The organism is Nocardioides campestrisoli (assembly GCF_013624435.2).
GTDB classification, from domain to species: Bacteria; Actinomycetota; Actinomycetes; order Propionibacteriales; family Nocardioidaceae; genus Nocardioides; species Nocardioides campestrisoli.
Map to the genome: position 1 here is coordinate 2,796,871 of NZ_CP061768.1, position 17,734 is coordinate 2,814,604.

A 17,734-nucleotide genomic window follows, 5' to 3' on the forward strand; every position below is an offset into this window, starting at 1 on the left:
GTGCATGCCAGAATGCCGCCCATGGCTCGCACCGTCGTCACCTTCGGCACGTTCGACGTGTTCCACCTCGGCCACCTCCGGGTCCTCGAACGTGCTGCCGCGCTGGGCGACCGGCTGGTCGTGGGTGTCTCGGCCGACGCCCTCAACGAGCGCAAGAAGGGCCGGGTCCCGGTCTTCAGCCAGGCCGAGCGCCTGGCCATCGTGTCGGCGCTCAAGGTCGTCGACGAGGTCTTCGTCGAGGAGAGCCTGGAGCAGAAGCGCGAGTACCTGCTCGAGCACGGCGCCGACGTGCTGGTGATGGGCGACGACTGGGCCGGCAGGTTCGACGACCTGTCCGACATCTGCGAGGTCGTCTACCTCCCCCGGACCCCGGCCATCTCCACCACCGCGATCATCGAGCACATCGCCGACCTGTGAGGTCGGGTCCCCGGCCGGCACGTAGCCTGGCTTAGTCCTCCACCACGATCGAGAGCACCCCTTGCGCCGACCCGCCGCCGCGTTCCTCGCTGCCCTGCCGCTCCTGCTGACCGGGTTCGTGACCGCTCCCGCGCAGGGCGCCCTCCCGGGCGAGGCGGTGGACGTGGTGGACATGGTGGACGTGGTGGACGGGACAGCCGACGGGGAGGGCGACGCAGCAGGGGACGGCCCTCCGCCGGAGCTCGCCGAGGCCCAGGAGCTGCTGCTCGCCGACGCCGGGGAGAACACCCCGGACGGCAACGCCCCCCAGGCCCCGGACGTACGGGAGGACGCCGCCGACGTCACGATGGTGCTGCGCGACCTGTTCCTGGCCCGCCCGGGGATGGATCGCGAGGACCGCCGGCTCGCGACCCGCCTGCTCGCCCGACCCACGGTGCCCGGCACCGACACCTGGGCCTCGTACGACCCGGAGCAGCCCACCGCCCAGCGCTGCAACGCCCGGATCTGCGTCACCTACGTGACCGGGGGCAACGACCGGGCCACGCCTGCCTGGGCCGACCAGACGCTGGCCGCCGTCGACGAGGCCTGGACCGGTCAGGTGGACCGGATGGGCTACCCCGCGCCCGCCTCGGACGGCACCGCCGGCGGCGACGCCCGGTTCGACGTCTACCTGGCCAACATCTCCGACCAGGGGCTGTACGGCTACTGCGTGCCGGAGGGCCGGGTGCCCGGGCAGCCGGGCAAGTCATCCTCGTACTGCGTGCTCGACAACGACATGGTCGGCTTCTCCGACACCCCGTCGGCGAGCCTGCACGTCACCGCGGTGCACGAGTTCTTCCACGCCGTGCAGTTCAACGTCGACGTCCGCGAGGACCGCTGGTGGATGGAGGCGACCGCCACCTGGATGGAGGAGGTGCTCGCCGACTCGGTCAACGACAACCGGCAGTTCCTCAGCGCCGGGCAGCTGGGCCGCCCCGGGGTCTCGCTCGACAGCTACTCCGCAGACCAGGCCATGTACGGCAACTGGATCTTCGTCCAGCGACTCGCCCAGTCGCTGGGGCAGGACTCGATCAGGCAGATCTGGACCCGCCTGGACTCCGCGGGTCGCGACGAGTACTCGGTCCAGGGGATCCGTCGCTACCTGGCCAGCCGGAACCGGAGCTGGGGGAAGTTCTACGCCCGGTTCGTGGAGTCCAACCTCTCCCCGCGGCGGTACTACGACGAGGGCCGCGCCTATCGCAAGGCCCCGCTGGGCCGCAAGCTGCGGATCCAGCCGGGTCGTCCCACCCGGAAGGTCTCGGTCCGGGTCCCCCACCTGGCCGCGCACACCGTCCAGCTCCGCGCCGGTCGGGCTCTGCACCCCCGCGCCCGGCTCCACCTCCGGGTCGAGGCGGCCAAGGGGCGCGCCGCCGACCCGGTCGCCCGGGTGCTGGTGCACAAGACGGACGGCGGGCTGAGGCGCTTCGACGTCCGGCTCGACCGCTCGGGGCGGGGCTCGCGCACGGTCGGCCTCCAGCGCGGCCGGATCCGCAAGATCGTGGTGGTGCTCAGCAACACCTCCACCCGCTACCGCGGGTGCGGTGGCCCGAGCGCCTGGGCCTGCGGCGGCAAGGCCGTCGACGACGACCAGCGGTTCACCCTGACGGCCGTGGCGCGGCCAGCCGCTGTGGTCCGTCCGGCCTGAGCCGCGCGGCGCGAGTGCCGCACGGCCCAGGCCCGGACCGAGGGGTCGTGCTCAGGCGACCTGGGCGGGGAACCGCTCCCAGACCCGGTGCGCGGCCATCAGCCCGGTGAGCTCGGCCAGGGCCTGCTCGCCGCTCTCGGCCACGACCACACCAGCAGCACCGGTGGCGCCGGCCTGCTCCAGCAGGTCGCTGCCGGCGCCCCAGGCGGCGACCGCCTTGGAGTGCCGCAGGCACTCCTGGACCAGCATCACGGCCCGGGGGTCCGCCGTCGCCGTCGGAGCCCCGGCCTTCTCGTCCCGGGCGACCAGCGCGTCCGGCGCAGGCACCGGGGTGCGTGCCACCAGGAGCGCGTCGAGCTCGACCGAGCGTCCGGTGGCGAACGTGCGCTGCACCGGAAGGCCCCCGATCATCCCGCCGTGCGGGCCGATCAGGAAGGCCACCATGCCGGCCTCGTGGATGGCCGTGCGGACCCGCGCGACCTCGTCGAGGTCGTCCGCGTCGTCGACCAGGATCCCGACGATCCGGCCGTCGGCCGGCCAGGTCTGGCCGACCTGCGACAGCGCCGGGCTCGGCTCCGGGTCCTCCAGCGGCACGGTGGGCTCGGGCGCAGGAAGTCCGAGCGCGGTGGCCACCTCCTGGCACAGCACCGGGTCGATGTTGGCCAGGCACTGCAGCTGGCGCTCCTTGACCGCCTGCTCGTAGCACTTGCCGAGCTCGAAGGAGTAGGCCCGGATGATGTGCTCCTTCTCCACCGGCGTCATCGACCGCCAGAAGAGCCGCACCTGGCTGAAGTGGTCGTCGTACGACGCCGGGTTGGCCCGGACCTTGCCCGCCTGCGCCACGGTGACCGCCGCGTCGACGAACGCCCGGGTCTCCTCGTCGGAGAGGTCGGCGCCCGCGTGGAACGGGCAGCCGCCGTCCAGCGAGTTCGGCTTGTACGGCGCAACCCCGGCGTGCACCGCGTGCTGGTGGAAACCGTCACGCAGCATGTCGTTGACCGGCGCGTGGGTGCGGTTGATCGGGATCTGGTTGAAGTTCGGCCCGCCGAGCCGCGAGAGCTGCGTGTCGACGTAGGAGAACAGCCGGGTCTGCAGCAGCGGGTCGTCGGTGAAGTCGATCCCGGGGACCACGTGGCCCACGTGGTAGGCCACCTGCTCGACCTCGGCGAAGAAGTTCGTCGGGTTGGCGTCGAGCACCAGCCGGCCGATCGGCTGCACCGGGGCCAGCTCCTCGGGGACGATCTTGGTCGGGTCCAGCAGGTCGATGCCGGCGAACATCTGGTCGGGCTCGTCGGGGAAGACCTGCACGCCGAGCTCCCACTCGGGGAAGGCGCCGGCCTCGATCGCGTCGTAGAGGTCGCGACGGTGGAAGTCGGGGTCGATGCCGTTGATCATCTGCGCCTCCTCCCAGGTCAGGGAGTGCACGCCGAGCTTCGGCTTCCAGTGGAACTTGACCAGGGAGGTGCCCCCCTCGGCGTTGATGCACCGGAACGTGTGGACGCCGAAGCCCTCCATCATCCGGTACGAGCGCGGGATGCCCCGGTCGGACATGTTCCACATGGTGTGGTGCTGCGCCTCGGTGTGCAGCGAGACGAAGTCCCAGAAGGTGTCGTGGGCGCTCTGCGCCTGCGGGATCTCCCGGTCCGGGTGCGGCTTGGCGGCGTGGATGATGTCGGGGAACTTGATGCCGTCCTGGATGAAGAAGACCGGCATGTTGTTGGCCACCAGGTCCCACACGCCCTCGTCGGTGTAGAACTTCGTGGCGAACCCGCGGGTGTCTCGGACGGTGTCGGCCGACCCGCGCGAGCCCAGCACGGTGGAGAACCGGGTGAAGACCGGCGTCCGCTTCCCCTTGGCGAAGAGCCCCGCCATGGAGATGGTCTCCGCGGTGCCGTAGCCCTCGAAGTAGCCGTGCGCCGCGGCGCCGCGGGCGTGCACCACGCGCTCGGGGATCCGCTCGTGGTCGAAGTGGGTGATCTTCTCCCGCAGGTGGTGGTCCTGGAGCAGCGTCGGTCCGCGCTCCCCGGCCTTCAGGGAGTGGTCGGTGTCGCGGATCCGGGTCCCGGTCGACGTGGTCAGCCAGGGACCGTTCTGGGTGCGGTCGGTCGGCTCGCCCACCGCGCGGCCGGTCGCGGTCTCCACCTGCGGGGCCCGCTGGTCGGGCTTGGGCGGCAACGGCTCGCGCGGCGTGGTCGGCTCGGTCAGGGACGGCGGCTCCGGGGCGGGGACGCCGGGAACGACAGGGTCGTGCTTGCTCATGCGGGAAGGTCCTTCCGGAGGTGGACGGGCAGGTCCCGTACCCACTCCGGGGGAGTCATGCACCCGCAGGCGGACCCTCCTCGGTCACGACCTTGACCACCTCGCGGCGCAGCACCTTGCCCATCGGGTTGGTCGGCAGCTCGTCGACGAAGACGACCCGGCGCGGCACCTTGTACGGCGTCAGCCCGGCCCGCGCGTGCTCCCGCAGCTCGTCGGCGTGCAGAGAGACCCCCTCGACCTGCACCACGGCGGCCACGACCTCCTCACCGCCTCCCGGCTGGAGGATCCCGACCACCGCGGCGTCCACCACACCGCCGTGGGTGCGGATCACCGCCTCGACCTCGGAGGGGTAGACGTTGAAGCCGCCGGTGATGATGATCTCCTTCACCCGGTCCACCACGGTCAGGTAGCCGTCGGGCGACATCGTCACCACGTCGCCGGTGCGGAACCAGCCGTCGTGGAAGGCCTCGGCGGTCTCCTCCGGCAGTCCCCGGTAGCCGGAGAAGACCTGGGGGCCGCGCACCAGCAGCTCACCGCTCTCCCCCAGCTCCACCTCGCGGTCCGGGTCCTCGCGGTCGACCACCCGCACCTCGGTGTCGGGGAACGGCACCCCGATCGACCCCGGCCGGCGGCCCTTGGTCATCGGGTTGCCCACGATCACCGGGGAGGTCTCGGTCAGGCCGTACCCCTCCACCAGCAGCCCGCCGGTGGCGGCCTCCCACCGGTCGATCAGCTCGGCGGTCAGGGGCATCGCCCCCGAGAGGCTGAACCGGATGCCCTGCAGCGAGATCCCACGCCGCTCGGCCTCGTCGAGGATGCGCGCGTAGAGCGGCGGCACTGCGGGCAGGAAGCCGGGCACGCGGCGCGCGATCGCCTCCATCACCAGGTCGGTCTCCGGCTTGGGCAGGAGCACCAGGCGTGCCGCCAGGGCGACCCCGAGCAGCATGCTCACGGTCACGCCGTACGCGTGGAAGAGCGGCAGCGGGACCAGGAACGTCTCCTCCCCCTCGACCAGGCCGGGCACCCAGGCCCGGCCCTGGGTGACGTTGGCGACCAGGTTGCGGTGGCGCAGCTCGACTCCCTTGGGCGAGCCGGTGGTGCCGGAGGTGTAGAGCAGGAGGGCGACGTCCTCGGCGACCGGCCTGGGGTGGGCCGGGTCGAGCGGCTCCGAGCCGCGCAGCGAGGACCAGGCGATGGTGCCCGGCGCGGGGCCGGTGAGCTGCTCGCGCGAGGCCCGGGCCCGGGCGACCGGGAGCCGGAGCGCGACCCGCTTGAGCAGGGGCAGCTCGGCCGTCAGGTCGACGGCGACGACCTGCTCGAGCGCGCTGGAGCCGCGCAGCTCCGAGACCACCGGGGCGATCTTGTCCCACACCACGGCGACCTTGGCACCGTGGTCGACGAAGGCCGGCCGGAGCTCGGCGGCGGTGTAGAGCGGGTTGTGCTCGACCGCGGTGGCCCCGAGCCGGAGGACGGCGAAGAAGGCGACGAGGTTCTGCGGGCAGTTGGGCATCACCAGGGCCACCCGGTCCCCGGGGCCGACGCCGAGCCGGCGCAGCCCTTCGGCGACCCGGTCGACCTGGTCGCCGACCTGGGCGTACGTGGTGCTGCGGCCGAGGAAGTCGATCGCGTCCCGGTCACCGAAGCGGTCGACCGACCGCTCCAGCAGGTCCAGCACGGTGGTGTCGCCGTACTCCAGGTGGAGCGGCACCCCGGGTCCGTACGCGTCGGCCCATCGCGGCTTCGTACTCATCTGTCGTCCTGGCCTCTCCGCCGTCGGCACCGTGCCTCGACGGCACCAAAATACGCCGGGCCACGGGGGGTTGCGTCGCCCACCCGGGCCCTTAGGCTCGGGGGATGACCAGGTCGGGCCGCGTCGTGCTCGCGCTCGGTGGCGGCGGTGCCCGCGGGTACGCGCACATCGGCGTGATCCAGGTGCTGGAGGAGCAGGGCTACGAGGTGGTGGGCATCGCCGGCACCTCGATGGGAGCCCTGGTCGGGGGGCTGCACGCCGCGGGCTGCCTCGACGGGTACACCGAGTGGGTGGGCAACCTGTCGCAGCGCGACGTCCTGCGGCTGCTCGACCCGGCGCTGCGCACCCCCGGGATGATCCGGGGCGAGCGGGTGATGGGGAGGGTCGCCGACCTGCTCGACGGCGCCCGGATCGAGGACCTGCCGATCCCCTTCACAGCCGTGGCCACCGATCTGCTGGCCCATCGCGAGGTGTGGTTCCAGCGCGGACCGGTGGAGGTGGCCGTCCGGGCCTCGATCGCCCTGCCGAGCTTCTTCACCCCGGTGATGCTCAACGGCCGGCTGCTCGCGGACGGCGGGATGTGCAACCCCGTGCCGATGACTCCGCTCGGCGGGCTCCCCGCCGACCTGCGGATCGCGGTGACGCTCTCGGGCGAGGAGACCGACCCTCCGGACGCCGGTCCGACGCAGGAGTCCGCCGAGGACCGGCCGCTCAGCGAGTGGTACGAACGGCTGCGGCACACCGCCTCGCAGGTCCTCGAGCTGGAGGCCGGCCGACGGGTCTCGCGCTGGTTCGCCGCCAGGCGGGGCGAGGACCCCGCCGCTGCCGCCGGGAGCGTGCCCGAGCTGCCGGAGATGGTCTCGCCGTACGACGACCTCCCCGACGACCTCGGGGTGCTGCGGGTGATGGAGCTGTCGATCGACTCCCTGCAGCGCGTGGTCGCCCGGTACCAGATGGCCGGCTACCCGCCGGACCTGCAGATCTCGGTGCCGAAGAACTCCTGCCGGACCCTCGACTTCCACCGGGCGGCGGAGATGATGGCGCTCGGCCGGTCGGTCGCGACCGACGCCCTGGCACGCCTGGCGCCTCCCCCGGCACCCGGATCGACCAGCGAGCCGGGGTGAGGCAGAACCCGCCCTCAGTACAGGTTCTGCGAGAGCCGGGCGACCGCCCAGAACAGGGAGAACGGCATCGCACCGCTGAGCGCCTCGACCTCGTCCTCCCCCAGCCGGCGGAAGGCCTCCGCCAGCGCCGACGCGTCACTGTGACCGTGCAGCCCGTGCGGGTCGACCAGCCGCAGCAGCGCGGTCGTCAGCGGGGCGGGCAGCGTCCTGCGCAGCGTCCGGCGGGTCTCCTCCGGGGTCTCGTCCCAGGCACGCCGCACCGCCCGGACAGGCAGCACGTGCCGCTCCCGCCCGCGTGCACCGGCCGCGGGGACCGCCATCTCAAGGGTCACGCGAGGACGGTAGAACGCCGCCCAGCCGGCTCGCGGTGAAAGCAGCGAAGTGCGGGGCGGGTGTCCAGACCACCGCTCAGGGCACGAACCGGTAACCCATCCCGGGCTCGGTCACCAGGTGCCGCGGCCGGGAGGGGTCGGCCTCCAGCTTGCGCCGCAGCGTGGAGAGGTAGACCCGCAGGTAGTTCGTCTCCTTCTCGTACGCCGGGCCCCACACGGTCCGCAGCAGCTCCCCCTGAGGCACCAGCCGCCCCGGTCGGGAGACCAGGGCGTCGAGGATCCGCCACTCGGTCGGCGTCAGGCGCACCGCCTCCCCCGCGACCGAGACCCGGCGCGCGTCCAGGTCGATCCGCAGCTCCCCGGCCTCGACCACCCGCTCCGGCTCCGGCACCCGGCGGACCGCGGCCCGGATCCGGGCCAGCAGCTCGTCCACCCCGACCGGCTTGGTGACGTAGTCGTCGGCCCCGGCGTCCAGGGCGGCCACCTTCTCCTCCGAGGCGTGCCTGGCCGAGACCACGATCACCGGCACCTGGCTCCAGGTCCGCAGCCGGGTGAGCACCTCGAGGCCGCCGAGGTCGGGCAGTCCGAGGTCCAGCAGCACCAGGTCGGTCCCGCCGGCGCGCAGCCGGGCGAGCGCCTCCTCGCCGGTGCCCGCGACCTCCACCTCGTAGCCGCGGGCGCGCAGGTTGAGGGAGAGCGTGCGGCGCATGGCCGGCTCGTCGTCGACCACCAGCACCTGGGTCACGTGCGCACCTCCTCGGCCACCGCGGGCAGCTCCACGACCATCGTGAGCCCGCCGCCGGGGGTGTCCTCGGCGTGCAGGGTGCCGCCCATCGCCTCGGTGAGGCCACGCGCGACCGCCAGGCCGAGGCCGACGCCCGCGGGGCCGTGCCGGTCCCCCAGCCGCTGGAACGGTCGGAACATCTCCTCCTTGCGGTCGTCGGGCACCCCTGGGCCGCGGTCCGCCACCAGCAGCCGGACCAGTCCCGGGCCGGGCGCCGTGGAGACCCGCACCTCGGCGTCCGGGCCCGCGTGCCGCAGGGCGTTGTCGACGAGGTTCTCCACCACCCGGTCCAGCAGTCCCGCGTCGGCGCGCACCGGCGGCAGCTCCTCGGGCAGCTCCAGGCGAACCGAGCCGGCACCCGGCATGCTGCCGACGGTCCGGCTGACCACGTCGTCCATGCCCACGACCTGGTCCGCACGCTGCACGGCCCCCACCTGCAGCCGGCCCAGGTCCAGCAGGTTGGCCATGATCGCGTGCAGCCGGTCCACCCCCTCCTCGATCGTGGCCAGCAGCTCGGCCTCGTCCTCGGCGCTCCAGTGCACCTCGGGGCTGCGCAGGCTCGAGACCGCCGCCTTCACCGAGGCCAGCGGGGTGCGCAGGTCGTGCGAGAGGGCCGCGAGCAGCGCGCTGCGAACCCGGTCGGCCTCCCGCAGGCCCTCGGTCTCCACCCGCCGCTGCTCGAGCTCCTGCCGCTCCACGGCCACCGCCAGGTGGGTGGCGAACCCGGTGAAGACGTTGCGGTGGTGCTGCGGGAGTCGGCTCGGGGCGCTGGTGGCGACGACCAGGTCGGGGGTCAGCTCGGCCACCTCGCCGGCCTGGTCCGGACGCGCCGGGGGCCGGTCGCCCACGGCGGCCACCAGGTACCAGCCGTCCGGGCCGGTGCGCCGCAGCAGCGAGACCCCGTCCAGGTCGAAGGTGCCCCGCAGCTGGGCCAGCAGCGCGGCGGGGTCGTGCTCACCGCTGAGCAGCGCCGTGTTCAGCGCGGTCAGGCTGTCGGCCTCGGCGCGCGCTGCCTGCGCCTGGGCGCTGCGCCGCGCCGCGGTCTGCACCACCGAGGCGACGGCCACGGCCACGAGGACGAAGATGACCAGTGCCAGGGCGTCGACCCGACGGTCGATCTCCAGGGTCCGCGACGGCGCGGTGAGGAACCAGTTGAGGGCCAGGGTCCCGGTGGTCGCGCTGACCAGCGCGGGCCACCACCCGCCGGCCAGGGCGCTGGCCACGGTCATGGCCAGCAGTGTCATCGCGCCCAGGGCCAGGGTCGACGCCGCGGGCTCCTCGCGAGCCAGCGCCCCGGTGACCACCACCGGTCCGGCCAGCGCGAGCACCCAGCCGCCCGCGTGCCGGCCCGGTCCCAGGCGACCCGCGTCGCCCGCCCGGGCGTTCACGTCCGCACCGTCGGCAGCGGGCGCGTCGTCACGAGGACCATTGTGCGCCAGGGAGCACCCGCCCAGCCGGTCTTGACGGTTCCTTGACACCGCATGTCCTTCCACGCGGCCGGTGCCCGGCGTTGGATGGAGGCGACATGGACAGCTCCTCCCTCATCGCCTCACCGTCCCTGGCCCGGCGCTCCAAGCAGCTCTTCCTGGGCACCCGGCTCAAGAGCGAGCAGCTGGACGAGACGATGCTGCCCAAGCGGGTGGCACTGCCGATCTTCGCCAGCGACGCCCTCTCCTCGGTCGCCTACGCCCCCGACGAGGTCTTCATCATGCTCGCCGTCGCCGGCGCGACGGCGTACGCCTGGTCGTGGAAGGTCGCGCTCGCGGTCGCGGTGGTGCTGATGGCGGTGGTCGCCTCCTACCGGCAGACCGTGCACGCCTACCCCAGCGGCGGCGGCGACTACGAGGTCGCCACGGTCAACCTCGGGCGCCGGGCGGGGGTGACGGTGGCCAGCGCCCTGCTGGTCGACTACGTGCTCACGGTGGCGGTCTCCATCTCCTCGGGCTCCCAGTACGCTGCCGCCGCGCTGCCCGCCCTGTCCGGGCACGAGCCGACGGTGGCGGTGGCGCTCGTGGTGGTGCTCGCCGCGGTGAACCTGCGCGGGGTCCGGGAGTCCGGCGCCCTGTTCGCGGTCCCGACGTACACGTTCATGGCGGCGCTCCTCGGGATGGCCGCCGTCGGACTGTTCCGGCTCCTGACCGGGACCCTGCCCCAGGTGGAGAGCGCCGAGCTGCAGGTCGTGCCGGCGGCGGGGTTCGAGGAGCCGCTCACCACCCTGGGTCTCCTGCTGCTGCTCGCCCGGGCGTTCTCCTCGGGCTGTGCCGCCCTGACCGGGGTGGAGGCGATCTCCAACGGCGTCCCGGCGTTCCGCAAGCCCAAGAGCCGCAACGCCGCCACCACGCTGCTGCTGCTCGGGCTGATCGCGGTGTCGATGATGGTCTCGATCATCGTGCTGGCCAACCAGATGGGGATGCGGTACGTCGACCCGCACCAGCTCGACCAGCTGCGCACCGCCGACGGCTCCGCGCTGCCGGCGGGCTACGACCAGCACACGGTGATCGCCCAGATCGCCGGAGCGCTCTTCGCCGACTTCCCTCCGGCGTTCTACCTGGTGGTCTCGATGACCGGGGTGATCCTGGTGCTCGCCGCCAACACGGCGTTCAACGGCTTCCCGGTGCTCGCCTCGATCCTGGCCCGCGACGGCCTGGCCCCCCGCGCCCTCGGGGCCCGGGGCGACCGGCTGGCGTTCAGCAACGGCATCGTCTTCCTGGCCGGTCTCGCGATCGTGCTGATCCTGGCCTTCGACGCCGAGACGACCCGCCTGATCCAGCTCTACATCGTCGGGGTCTTCGTCTCCTTCACCATGAGCCAGCTCGGCATGCTGCGGCACTGGACCGGTCGGCTGCGCGAGGTGCACGACCCCCGCACCCGGCACCGGATGCTCCGCTCCCGGGCGATCAACGCCTTCGGCCTGGCCCTGACCTCCGTCGTGCTGGTGGTGATCCTGGTGACGAAGTTCCTGGCCGGGGCGTGGATCGCGATCCTGGCGATGGCGATCTTCTACTTCCTGATGCTCCAGGTGCGCCGGCACTACGACCAGGTCGCCGAGGAGCTGGAGTCCGACGAGCAGGACAGCGTGATGCCCACCCGGGTGCACGCCGTCGTGCTGGTCTCCCGGCTGCACAAGCCGACCCTGCGCGCCATCGCCTACGCCCGGGCGACGCGGCCCAACGTGCTCGAGTGCCTGCACGTGGACACCGACACCGAGGAGACCCGGGAGCTGATGCGGCAGTGGCAGGAGTCCGGGCAGGAGGTGGCGCTGCGGGTGCTGCACTCCCCCTACCGCGAGCTGGTGCGCCCGGTGGTCGCCTACACCGCCGAGCTCCGGGCGGCGAACCCGCGCGGTGTCGTCGCGGTCTACATCCCGGAGTACGTCGTGGGCCGGTGGTGGGAGCAGCTGCTGCACAACCAGACCGCGCTGCGGCTCAAGGCGCGGCTGCTCTTCCGGCCCGCGGTCATGGTCACCTCGGTGCCCTTCCAGCTCAGCTCCTCGCACGCCGCCCTGCAGCGGCGCGAGCGGGACCTGGACCGGGCCCGGCCCGGGGACGTGCGGCAGGGGCGGCCCCCACGGTCGTTCACCCGGCGCTGAGGGACTCCTCGTCGGTGATCGCGTGGATCGCCGAGAGGTGGGTCTCGGTGTTCTTGGTGACCAGCAGCAGGGTCTCCATGTGCGGCTCCAGGCCGGTGACCTTGTCCAGCGGGACGCCGATGACCAGCTGGAACCCCAGCCCCGTCCACGCCTGCACCGCGCGCCCGGCGAACTCCGAGTCGGCCTTGACGAAGCCCTCGTCGAGCATCACCGGGGCGAACCGGGGCCGCGAGCGCAGCTCGTCGCCCAGCCGGAACCGCAGCGCCGAGCCGACGATGAAGGCCACCAGCTCCTGGCTCTCGCCGCCGCTCTTCTCCCCCAGGGTCCGGTAGGTCGACTTGAGCTCGCCGGTGAGCCGGTCGTAGCGCTCGGCGCTGATCTCCACGTGCCGCCGTACGTCGAGCAGCCGGTCGCGGTCGGCGCCGTCGAGGCCCGCCTCGGTCGGCCGCAGCTGGGCCATGAACCGGCGCAGGTCGGCGAAGCGCGCCTCCATCTGCTCCTCGTCCAGGTCCTTCGCCGAACCGCGGGAGAGCTCGCGCAGGTCGCGGACGAAGACCTGCACGTGCGCCGGGGTCAGCCGGCGCAGCCGGATCCGCAACCTGTCCTTCTCCGCGCCGAACTCCAGGCGTCGCAGGATCGCGTTGATCGGCTCCAGCCGGTCCTCGATCTCCTCGACCGAGGCCGACATCGCCCCCGCCAGCGGGACGAGGTCCTGGCCACTCCACTCGGTGAGGCGACGGCGCCACTCCGCCCGCCGCTTCGCCAGCCCGGTCGCCTCGATCTCGGCCAGGATGCGCGCGTAGTCGGCGCACGAGTCGGGGGTGGTGCCCAGGTTGGGGTCCTCCCACTGCAGCTGGTAGGCGCGGAAGATGGCGGAGAGCTCGCGGTCAACGTGCTCCACCTCGACCTGGGCCGTGGTGACGGCCGCGTGCAGCCGGGCCTGGAGCCGGCCGGTGTTCTCGTGGAAGCGGGCCAGGTCGTCGGGGTCCTCGGGGGCGCAGGCGGCGGCGAACTCCTCGTCCAGGCGGACCAGCTGCTCCTCGCTCAGCCGCACCCCGCCGACGCGCTCCATCCGCTCGAGCTCGTCGTTGACCTGGTCCTCGGCCTCGACCATCTCGCCGTGCTCGGCGTCCAGGGCCGCCCGGCGCTCCTCGAGCTGGTAGCGGAGCCGGCGCGCCTCCTCCAGGTCCGCGCCGAGACGCTCGATCTGCTCCTCGAGGATCGTCAGCCGGTCGTCGGAGCCCAGGATCGCGCCCCGCCGCTGCGTCAGCTCCTCGATCCGCTGGTCGCAGGAGGGCACGTCCAGGTCGTCGAAGCCGTGGCTGCGCACCGCCTCGTGGGCGGCGCGGCGCAGGTCGAGCAACCGGGTGGCCTGCTCGACGGCGGCGAGCCGCGAGTCCAGCTCGTCCAGCGACTCCTCGATCCCGGCCAGCTCCTGGTCGATCTCGGCCAGGGAGTCGCGGTTGCTGAAGCCGATGATGCTGCGCTGCTCCCCCGAGCCGTGGGAACCACGGCGTCCCGAGCGCGTCTGCCCGGCCAGGGTCACCCGCAGACCGCCGCCCGCCAGGTCCGCGGCGTCCTCGACGCACAGGGCGTTGCGGGAGGGGTGGGCCACGTGCTCGGCGACCCAGCCGCGGAACGGCGACTCCTGGAGCAGCAGCTTGCCGGCCACGTGGTCGGGGTCCGGCGTGCCCGGCTCCTCCAGGTCGAGCTCGGCGCCCTCGAAGGTGAGACGGCCACGCAGCGAGAGCGAGTCGATCGCGGCGGAGAACTCGTCGAGCCGCTCCAGCGGCACCAGCATCAGCCGGGCCGAGGAGCCCAGCACGGTCTCGATGGCGGTGCGCCACCGCGACTCACCGGGCGCGACGTCGATCAGCTCGGCGACGAAGGGCAGCTCGGCGGGGCTGAGCCCGCTGGCCCGGGCCACCTCGTGCCGGATCGCGTGCAGGTGTGCGGGCACCCGGCCGGCCCGGCCCTCCAGCGAGGCCCGCTCCTCGCCCAGCGCCTTGCGCCGAGCCATCAGCGGGTAGCGCGCGGCCATCACCTCGTCGCGCTCGGCGACCAGTCCCGCGAGCTCGGCGGGGTGCTGGGCCAGCCAGCGCTCCGCGCGGTCGACGAGGGCGTGGTAGGCCTCCCGGGAGCCGAGCGGGTCGCCGGGCTCGCCGTCGGTCTCCAGGTCGAGCAGTGCCCCGGTCCGCTGCAGCAGGGCGTCGCGCCGGGCCGCGCGCTCGGCCCGCAGCGCCTGCTCCCGCTCGATGTCCGCGGCGAGCCGCTCCAGGGTCGTTCCGCCGGCCTGGCGGTGCTCCTCCTTGGCTGCCTCCAGGTCCGCGGTCAGTGCCGCGACCTCGCGACTGCTGGTCTTGAGCTCGTCGGCGACCCGGCCGCGCTCCCGCCGGTTGCCGGTGACCGCCGCGGCCAGCAGCCGCGCGTGCGTACGCAGCATCCACAGGCGCACCGGGGTGTCGCCCTGCGCCGTGACCCCGAACGCGTCGAGCTCGCCGGCCTGGGAGAGCGCGGCGCTCTTGCGGGCCGCGAGCTCGACGACCGGCGCGAGCAGCTCCTGCTTGCGCTCCTCGGTCTGCATCGCCACGTAGGCGGACTCGAGGTCGTCGAAGTGCTCCACCGCGCGGTCCGCGGCGGCGAAGGTCGCCGGGCGCTCGAGGACCATCTCCTTGTAGAGCTCGTCGACGCTGCGCACCTGGTTGCCGGCCTGGATGCGGGCGAGCAGCCGCAGGGCCTTGGCGCCGTCGCCGTTGGCCCCGATCCCGAGCCGGGCGTGCAGCGTCGCGGCGAACTCGGCGTACGTGCGGTGGACCCGGGCCCCCGGGTGCACCTTCTTGAGGGTGTTGGCGTGGAAGCGGTCCGGGACCGCGGCCTCCAGCGTCGCCAGGTCCAGGCCGGAGTCCAGGGTGACCAGCTGCATGGAGACGTCGCTGGACCTGGTCGCCCGCCGGGGCACGTAGTAGGTGCGCAGCACGGTGAACCGCCGCTGCCCGTCGTTGACGAAGGTCGCCGAGACCGCGCCCCAGGTGTCGCTGGAGCGCCCGCGCAGGAGCCGCTCGGTGGGTCGGCCGGTGCGGGGGTCGTCCACCAGGTCGACGGCGCCCCGCAGGTAGGAGAGCAGGTTGCGCTGGCCCAGGCTGCGGGCGCGGCCCGCGGTGGCGTCGTTGGAGGCGCCGTTGAACTTGGTGTCCGAGGGCATCATCAGGGCGGTGTAGGCGTCCAGGACGGTGCTCTTGCCGACGCCGGAGGCGCCGGAGATCATCGTGGTGTCGCCGCTGAGGTCGATCGCGACCCGGCCGGAGAAGCCGCCCCAGTTGACCAGCTGCAACGTCTCGATCCGCCACTGCTCGGTGTCGTCGGAGGGGGTGGCCACGCTCTCGTGGGCGAAGAGGCCGTCGCTGTGCGCGGCCTCGTCCTCGTCCTCGTCGAGCGAGGACTCCAGTTCGTCCAGTCCGTCCAGCTCGTCCGGCTCGATCGCCCCCGCGACCTCGGTGCCCTGCGTCATCCCCGGTCCTCCTCGTCCGTGACCTGCGGTGTCGTGCTCGCCCGGTCGTCGGCGAACAAGGGGTCCTCGGCCGGGGCCTCGGGGTCGTTGGTCTGCTGGAGGCTGACCAGCAGCTCCTGGAGCCGCTCGAGCGGCAGCAGCGACTCGATCGCCTCGCTGATCTCGAAGCGGTGGTCGGTGGGAGCGCCGATCAGCAGCCCCGCCTTCTGGATGCTGCTCACCGCGTTGCGGGCCCGCTTCTCGTCGCCGGAGACGTCGGTGGCGTGCGGCGGGCGGAACCCGGCGACGTAGTCGACGACGTCGTCGCGGTCCACGAAGACCCGTTCCTCCCCGGCCGCGGTGGCGACCCGGTAACGGTCGCGCAGGTGGACCAGCACCACCGTCTCCTCCCGGGACCAGGCCACGTCGTGCAGCAACGTGGGGAAGCGCCCACCGGTCTCCGGGACGGCCTGACGCTTCCACGCCACCTCGCGGACCGGGTCGACCTGCAGGTCGAGGAAGAGCTCGTGCAGCCTGGAGCGGATCACCCGCTCGTTGCCGGTCAGCGCCCGCCAGGCCTGGGGGTGGGTGCGCGCGCTGATGAAGCGCTGCTTGAGCAGCGCCACCAGAGCCCGGCGCTCGGCGTACTCAAGCTCGCCCTCGTCGCCCTCGAAGAGGGAGACCGACGCGGTGTCGTGGGCCGGCTCGTCCTGGTCCTGGTCCGCGTGCTCGTCCTGGGACAGGGCCGCGTACTCGTCGTCGGCCAGGTGCTCGTGCTGGTCCTCGAGGGTGCTCATCGTGCGTCCTCCTGCGGCGTGCGGTCGAGGTCTGGTGCGGACGGGTCCGTCCCGGGCAGCGGGACCAGCGGCACCCGGAAGGTGCGCTGCGAGCCGTCGGGGCGCACGGCCCGGTAGGGCTCCGTGCGCTCCTCGGCGGCCAGGTCGCGGTCGGCGGCCAGGTGGAGCAGCCCGAGGATCTCCACCGGTCGGCGCAGCGACGGGTCGAGGGAGTCGAAGAGGTCGCCCAGCGACGCCGCCGGGTCCGGGGAGCCCATCGCCCGGTCGAGCCGCTCGCGGAGGTCGGCCAGCGAGGGGCCGCCGAGGGCCATCAGGTCCTGGCGGGAGGGGCCCGCGGTCTCGGGCGGTGCGAGGTCGGCCAGCCGGGTGGGCACCACGTCGTCCGCCGGGTCGTGGAAGCGCTCGCGCAGGTGCTCGACCTCGACCCGGGCAGGCAGGAGCGGCAGGTCGACGGTGGCGCGCGGGCCGCTGTGGGCCATCCAGGTCATCAGCTCGGACTCGATGCGGCGCAGCGTCTGCTCCAGCTCACGGTCGCGGGTCGCGTCGTGGGAGACGATGTACTCCTTGAGCGTGGAGGTCACCCGGGAGCGCTGGGAGAGCACGCGGTCCAGCCCCTCGCGGATCAGTCGCACCGTGCCCCGCAGCTCGGCCCGCTCACCGTCGGCCAGCAGCTGGTCCGAGAGCGGGTGCTCGAGCAGCGCCGCCAGGTCGTCGCGGAGCTGTCCGACCATCGAGTCGTCGCGCAGCAGGGCGAACGCCCCCTCGAACGCGCGCCCCTCGGGGGTCGCGGTCATCAGTGCGTCGGCGCGGGCGAGGTAGTCGTCGATCACCTCACCGGCCGGACGCGCCTCGGAGCGGAACGACGCGAGGATCTCGGCCCGGATCTGGGCGAACCGCTCCTCCACCCGGGCGAAGTCGCTGGGCAGGGCGGAGATCAGCAGCTGGAGCTCGGTGAACCCCTCGAGCATGTAGTCGGGCGTGGCCGGCTCCAGCTCGGCGCCGTCGACCAGCCGGTCCCGCTCCGCGGTCAGCCGGGCGATCTCGGCGTTCAGCAGGGTGACCCGCGCCGTCCGGTCCGGGTTCGCCTCGCTGTTGAACCGGCGTACGGTGCTGAGCAGGGTGGCGATCCGGTGCTCGCTCAGCGTCGCCCGGTCGCGGGAGAGCGCCTTGACCAGCTCGAGCGCCTGCTGGGCGTGCGAGGTCAGCGCGTAGACCTCGCGGCCGCTGTCGTCCAGGGTCCGGACCAGCCACTGGCCGCGCATCCACCGCAGGCACACCTCGCGTCCGCTGCCCACGGGGACGTCGGGCTCCCCGGCGCCACGCAGCCGGCCCAGGTGGTCCTCGACCTGGGCGTGCAGCCGGGCGGTCGGCACCGGGCGGTTGTCGCGTCCGAACGCCGCGCGGAACACCGCGATCACCACGGGCGCCTGACGCTGGTGCAGGAGGGTCAGCGTGGGCTGGCGGAAGGCGCCGCGCACGCGAGCCAGCTCGCTGGCCACCTCGCTCATCGT

Annotated in this window: 12 protein-coding genes; 4 read left to right on the plus strand and 8 right to left on the minus strand. The window is 73.3% G+C overall.

Features of this window, described 5'->3' with window-relative positions; translation table 11 throughout:
- The first annotated feature begins 21 nt into the window (after positions 1-21).
- Together H8838_RS13160 and H8838_RS13165 are read left to right on the plus strand one after the other, a co-directional pair.
- Positions 22-417, plus strand: coding sequence for an adenylyltransferase/cytidyltransferase family protein (locus H8838_RS13160; protein ID WP_181312882.1), 396 nt, complete (start codon positions 22-24; stop codon positions 415-417).
- A gap of 61 nt (positions 418-478) precedes the next feature.
- A complete protein-coding gene (locus H8838_RS13165; RefSeq protein WP_185995801.1) occupies positions 479-2,101 on the plus strand; it encodes an MXAN_6640 family putative metalloprotease in 1,623 nt (540 codons plus the stop codon).
- A gap of 51 nt (positions 2,102-2,152) precedes the next feature.
- Here the strand turns inward: H8838_RS13165 and H8838_RS13170 are convergent, their stop codons facing one another.
- Positions 2,153-4,360, minus strand: a complete 2,208-nt coding sequence (locus tag H8838_RS13170) for a catalase (protein WP_181312884.1) — start codon at positions 4,358-4,360, stop codon at positions 2,153-2,155.
- A gap of 55 nt (positions 4,361-4,415) precedes the next feature.
- Complete coding sequence (locus H8838_RS13175) at positions 4,416-6,110, minus strand: long-chain-fatty-acid--CoA ligase (RefSeq protein WP_185995800.1); 1,695 nt, start codon at positions 6,108-6,110, stop codon at positions 4,416-4,418.
- Positions 6,111-6,214: 104 nt separating this feature from the next.
- Here H8838_RS13175 and H8838_RS13180 point away from each other — a divergent pair, with 104 nt between their 5' ends.
- Positions 6,215-7,234 (plus strand): patatin-like phospholipase family protein, encoded by a 1,020-nt coding sequence (locus tag H8838_RS13180; protein ID WP_185995799.1) that lies wholly within the window; start codon positions 6,215-6,217, stop codon positions 7,232-7,234.
- A 14-nt stretch (positions 7,235-7,248) separates the two neighbouring features.
- On the opposite strand, the gene H8838_RS13185 is transcribed toward H8838_RS13180, so the two are convergent.
- The 3 genes from H8838_RS13185 to H8838_RS13195 all read right to left on the minus strand — a co-directional run bounded on the left by H8838_RS13185 (position 7,249) and on the right by H8838_RS13195 (position 9,738).
- Positions 7,249-7,566: a hypothetical protein gene (locus tag H8838_RS13185; RefSeq protein ID WP_185995798.1), complete on the minus strand. Its 318-nt coding sequence runs from the start codon at positions 7,564-7,566 to the stop codon at positions 7,249-7,251.
- 76 nt (positions 7,567-7,642) lie between these two features.
- Positions 7,643-8,311, minus strand: coding sequence for a response regulator (locus tag H8838_RS13190; RefSeq protein ID WP_185995797.1), 669 nt, complete (start codon positions 8,309-8,311; stop codon positions 7,643-7,645).
- Positions 8,308-9,738, minus strand: a complete 1,431-nt coding sequence (locus tag H8838_RS13195; RefSeq protein ID WP_185995796.1) for a sensor histidine kinase — start codon at positions 9,736-9,738, stop codon at positions 8,308-8,310. The genes H8838_RS13190 and H8838_RS13195 overlap by 4 nt, the downstream gene beginning before the upstream one ends.
- 137 nt (positions 9,739-9,875) lie before the next feature.
- Between H8838_RS13195 and H8838_RS13200 the strand changes: the two genes are divergently transcribed.
- Positions 9,876-11,939 (plus strand): APC family permease, encoded by a 2,064-nt coding sequence (locus H8838_RS13200; protein ID WP_185995795.1) that lies wholly within the window; start codon positions 9,876-9,878, stop codon positions 11,937-11,939.
- Here H8838_RS13200 and H8838_RS13205 read toward each other — a convergent pair.
- Genes H8838_RS13205 through H8838_RS13215 form a run of 3 tightly spaced genes read right to left on the minus strand, consistent with a single transcriptional unit; the run spans position 11,926 to position 17,731 of the window.
- Positions 11,926-15,447 (minus strand): ATP-binding protein, encoded by a 3,522-nt coding sequence (locus H8838_RS13205; RefSeq protein WP_185995794.1) that lies wholly within the window; start codon positions 15,445-15,447, stop codon positions 11,926-11,928. The two genes, H8838_RS13200 and H8838_RS13205, sit on opposite strands and share 14 nt — an antisense overlap.
- Positions 15,444-16,223 carry a DUF4194 domain-containing protein gene (locus H8838_RS13210; RefSeq protein WP_185995793.1) on the minus strand — a complete coding sequence of 260 codons (780 nt, stop codon included), beginning with the start codon at positions 16,221-16,223 and terminating at the stop codon, positions 15,444-15,446. Before H8838_RS13210 ends, H8838_RS13205 begins: the two co-directional genes overlap by 4 nt.
- The gene (locus H8838_RS13215) at positions 16,220-17,731 is read right to left on the minus strand and encodes a DUF3375 domain-containing protein (protein WP_185995792.1); all 1,512 of its coding nucleotides are present in this window, start codon (positions 17,729-17,731) and stop codon (positions 16,220-16,222) included. The genes H8838_RS13210 and H8838_RS13215 overlap by 4 nt, the downstream gene beginning before the upstream one ends.
- Positions 17,732-17,734 lie beyond the last annotated feature (3 nt).

Bases quoted from the DNA above. Each gene is read 5' to 3' on its own strand.
- H8838_RS13170 (WP_181312884.1), bottom strand. From the start codon at position 4,360: ATGAGCAAGCACGACCCTGTCGTTCCCGGCGTCCCCGCCCCGGAGCCG.
- H8838_RS13205 (WP_185995794.1), bottom strand. From the start codon at position 15,447: ATGACGCAGGGCACCGAGGTCGCGGGGGCGATCGAGCCGGACGAGCTG.
- H8838_RS13180 (WP_185995799.1), top strand. From the start codon at position 6,215: ATGACCAGGTCGGGCCGCGTCGTGCTCGCGCTCGGTGGCGGCGGTGCC.
- H8838_RS13160 (WP_181312882.1), top strand. From the start codon at position 22: ATGGCTCGCACCGTCGTCACCTTCGGCACGTTCGACGTGTTCCACCTC.
- H8838_RS13215 (WP_185995792.1), bottom strand. From the start codon at position 17,731: ATGAGCGAGGTGGCCAGCGAGCTGGCTCGCGTGCGCGGCGCCTTCCGC.
- H8838_RS13175 (WP_185995800.1), bottom strand. From the start codon at position 6,110: ATGAGTACGAAGCCGCGATGGGCCGACGCGTACGGACCCGGGGTGCCG.
- H8838_RS13200 (WP_185995795.1), top strand. From the start codon at position 9,876: ATGGACAGCTCCTCCCTCATCGCCTCACCGTCCCTGGCCCGGCGCTCC.
- H8838_RS13210 (WP_185995793.1), bottom strand. From the start codon at position 16,223: ATGAGCACCCTCGAGGACCAGCACGAGCACCTGGCCGACGACGAGTAC.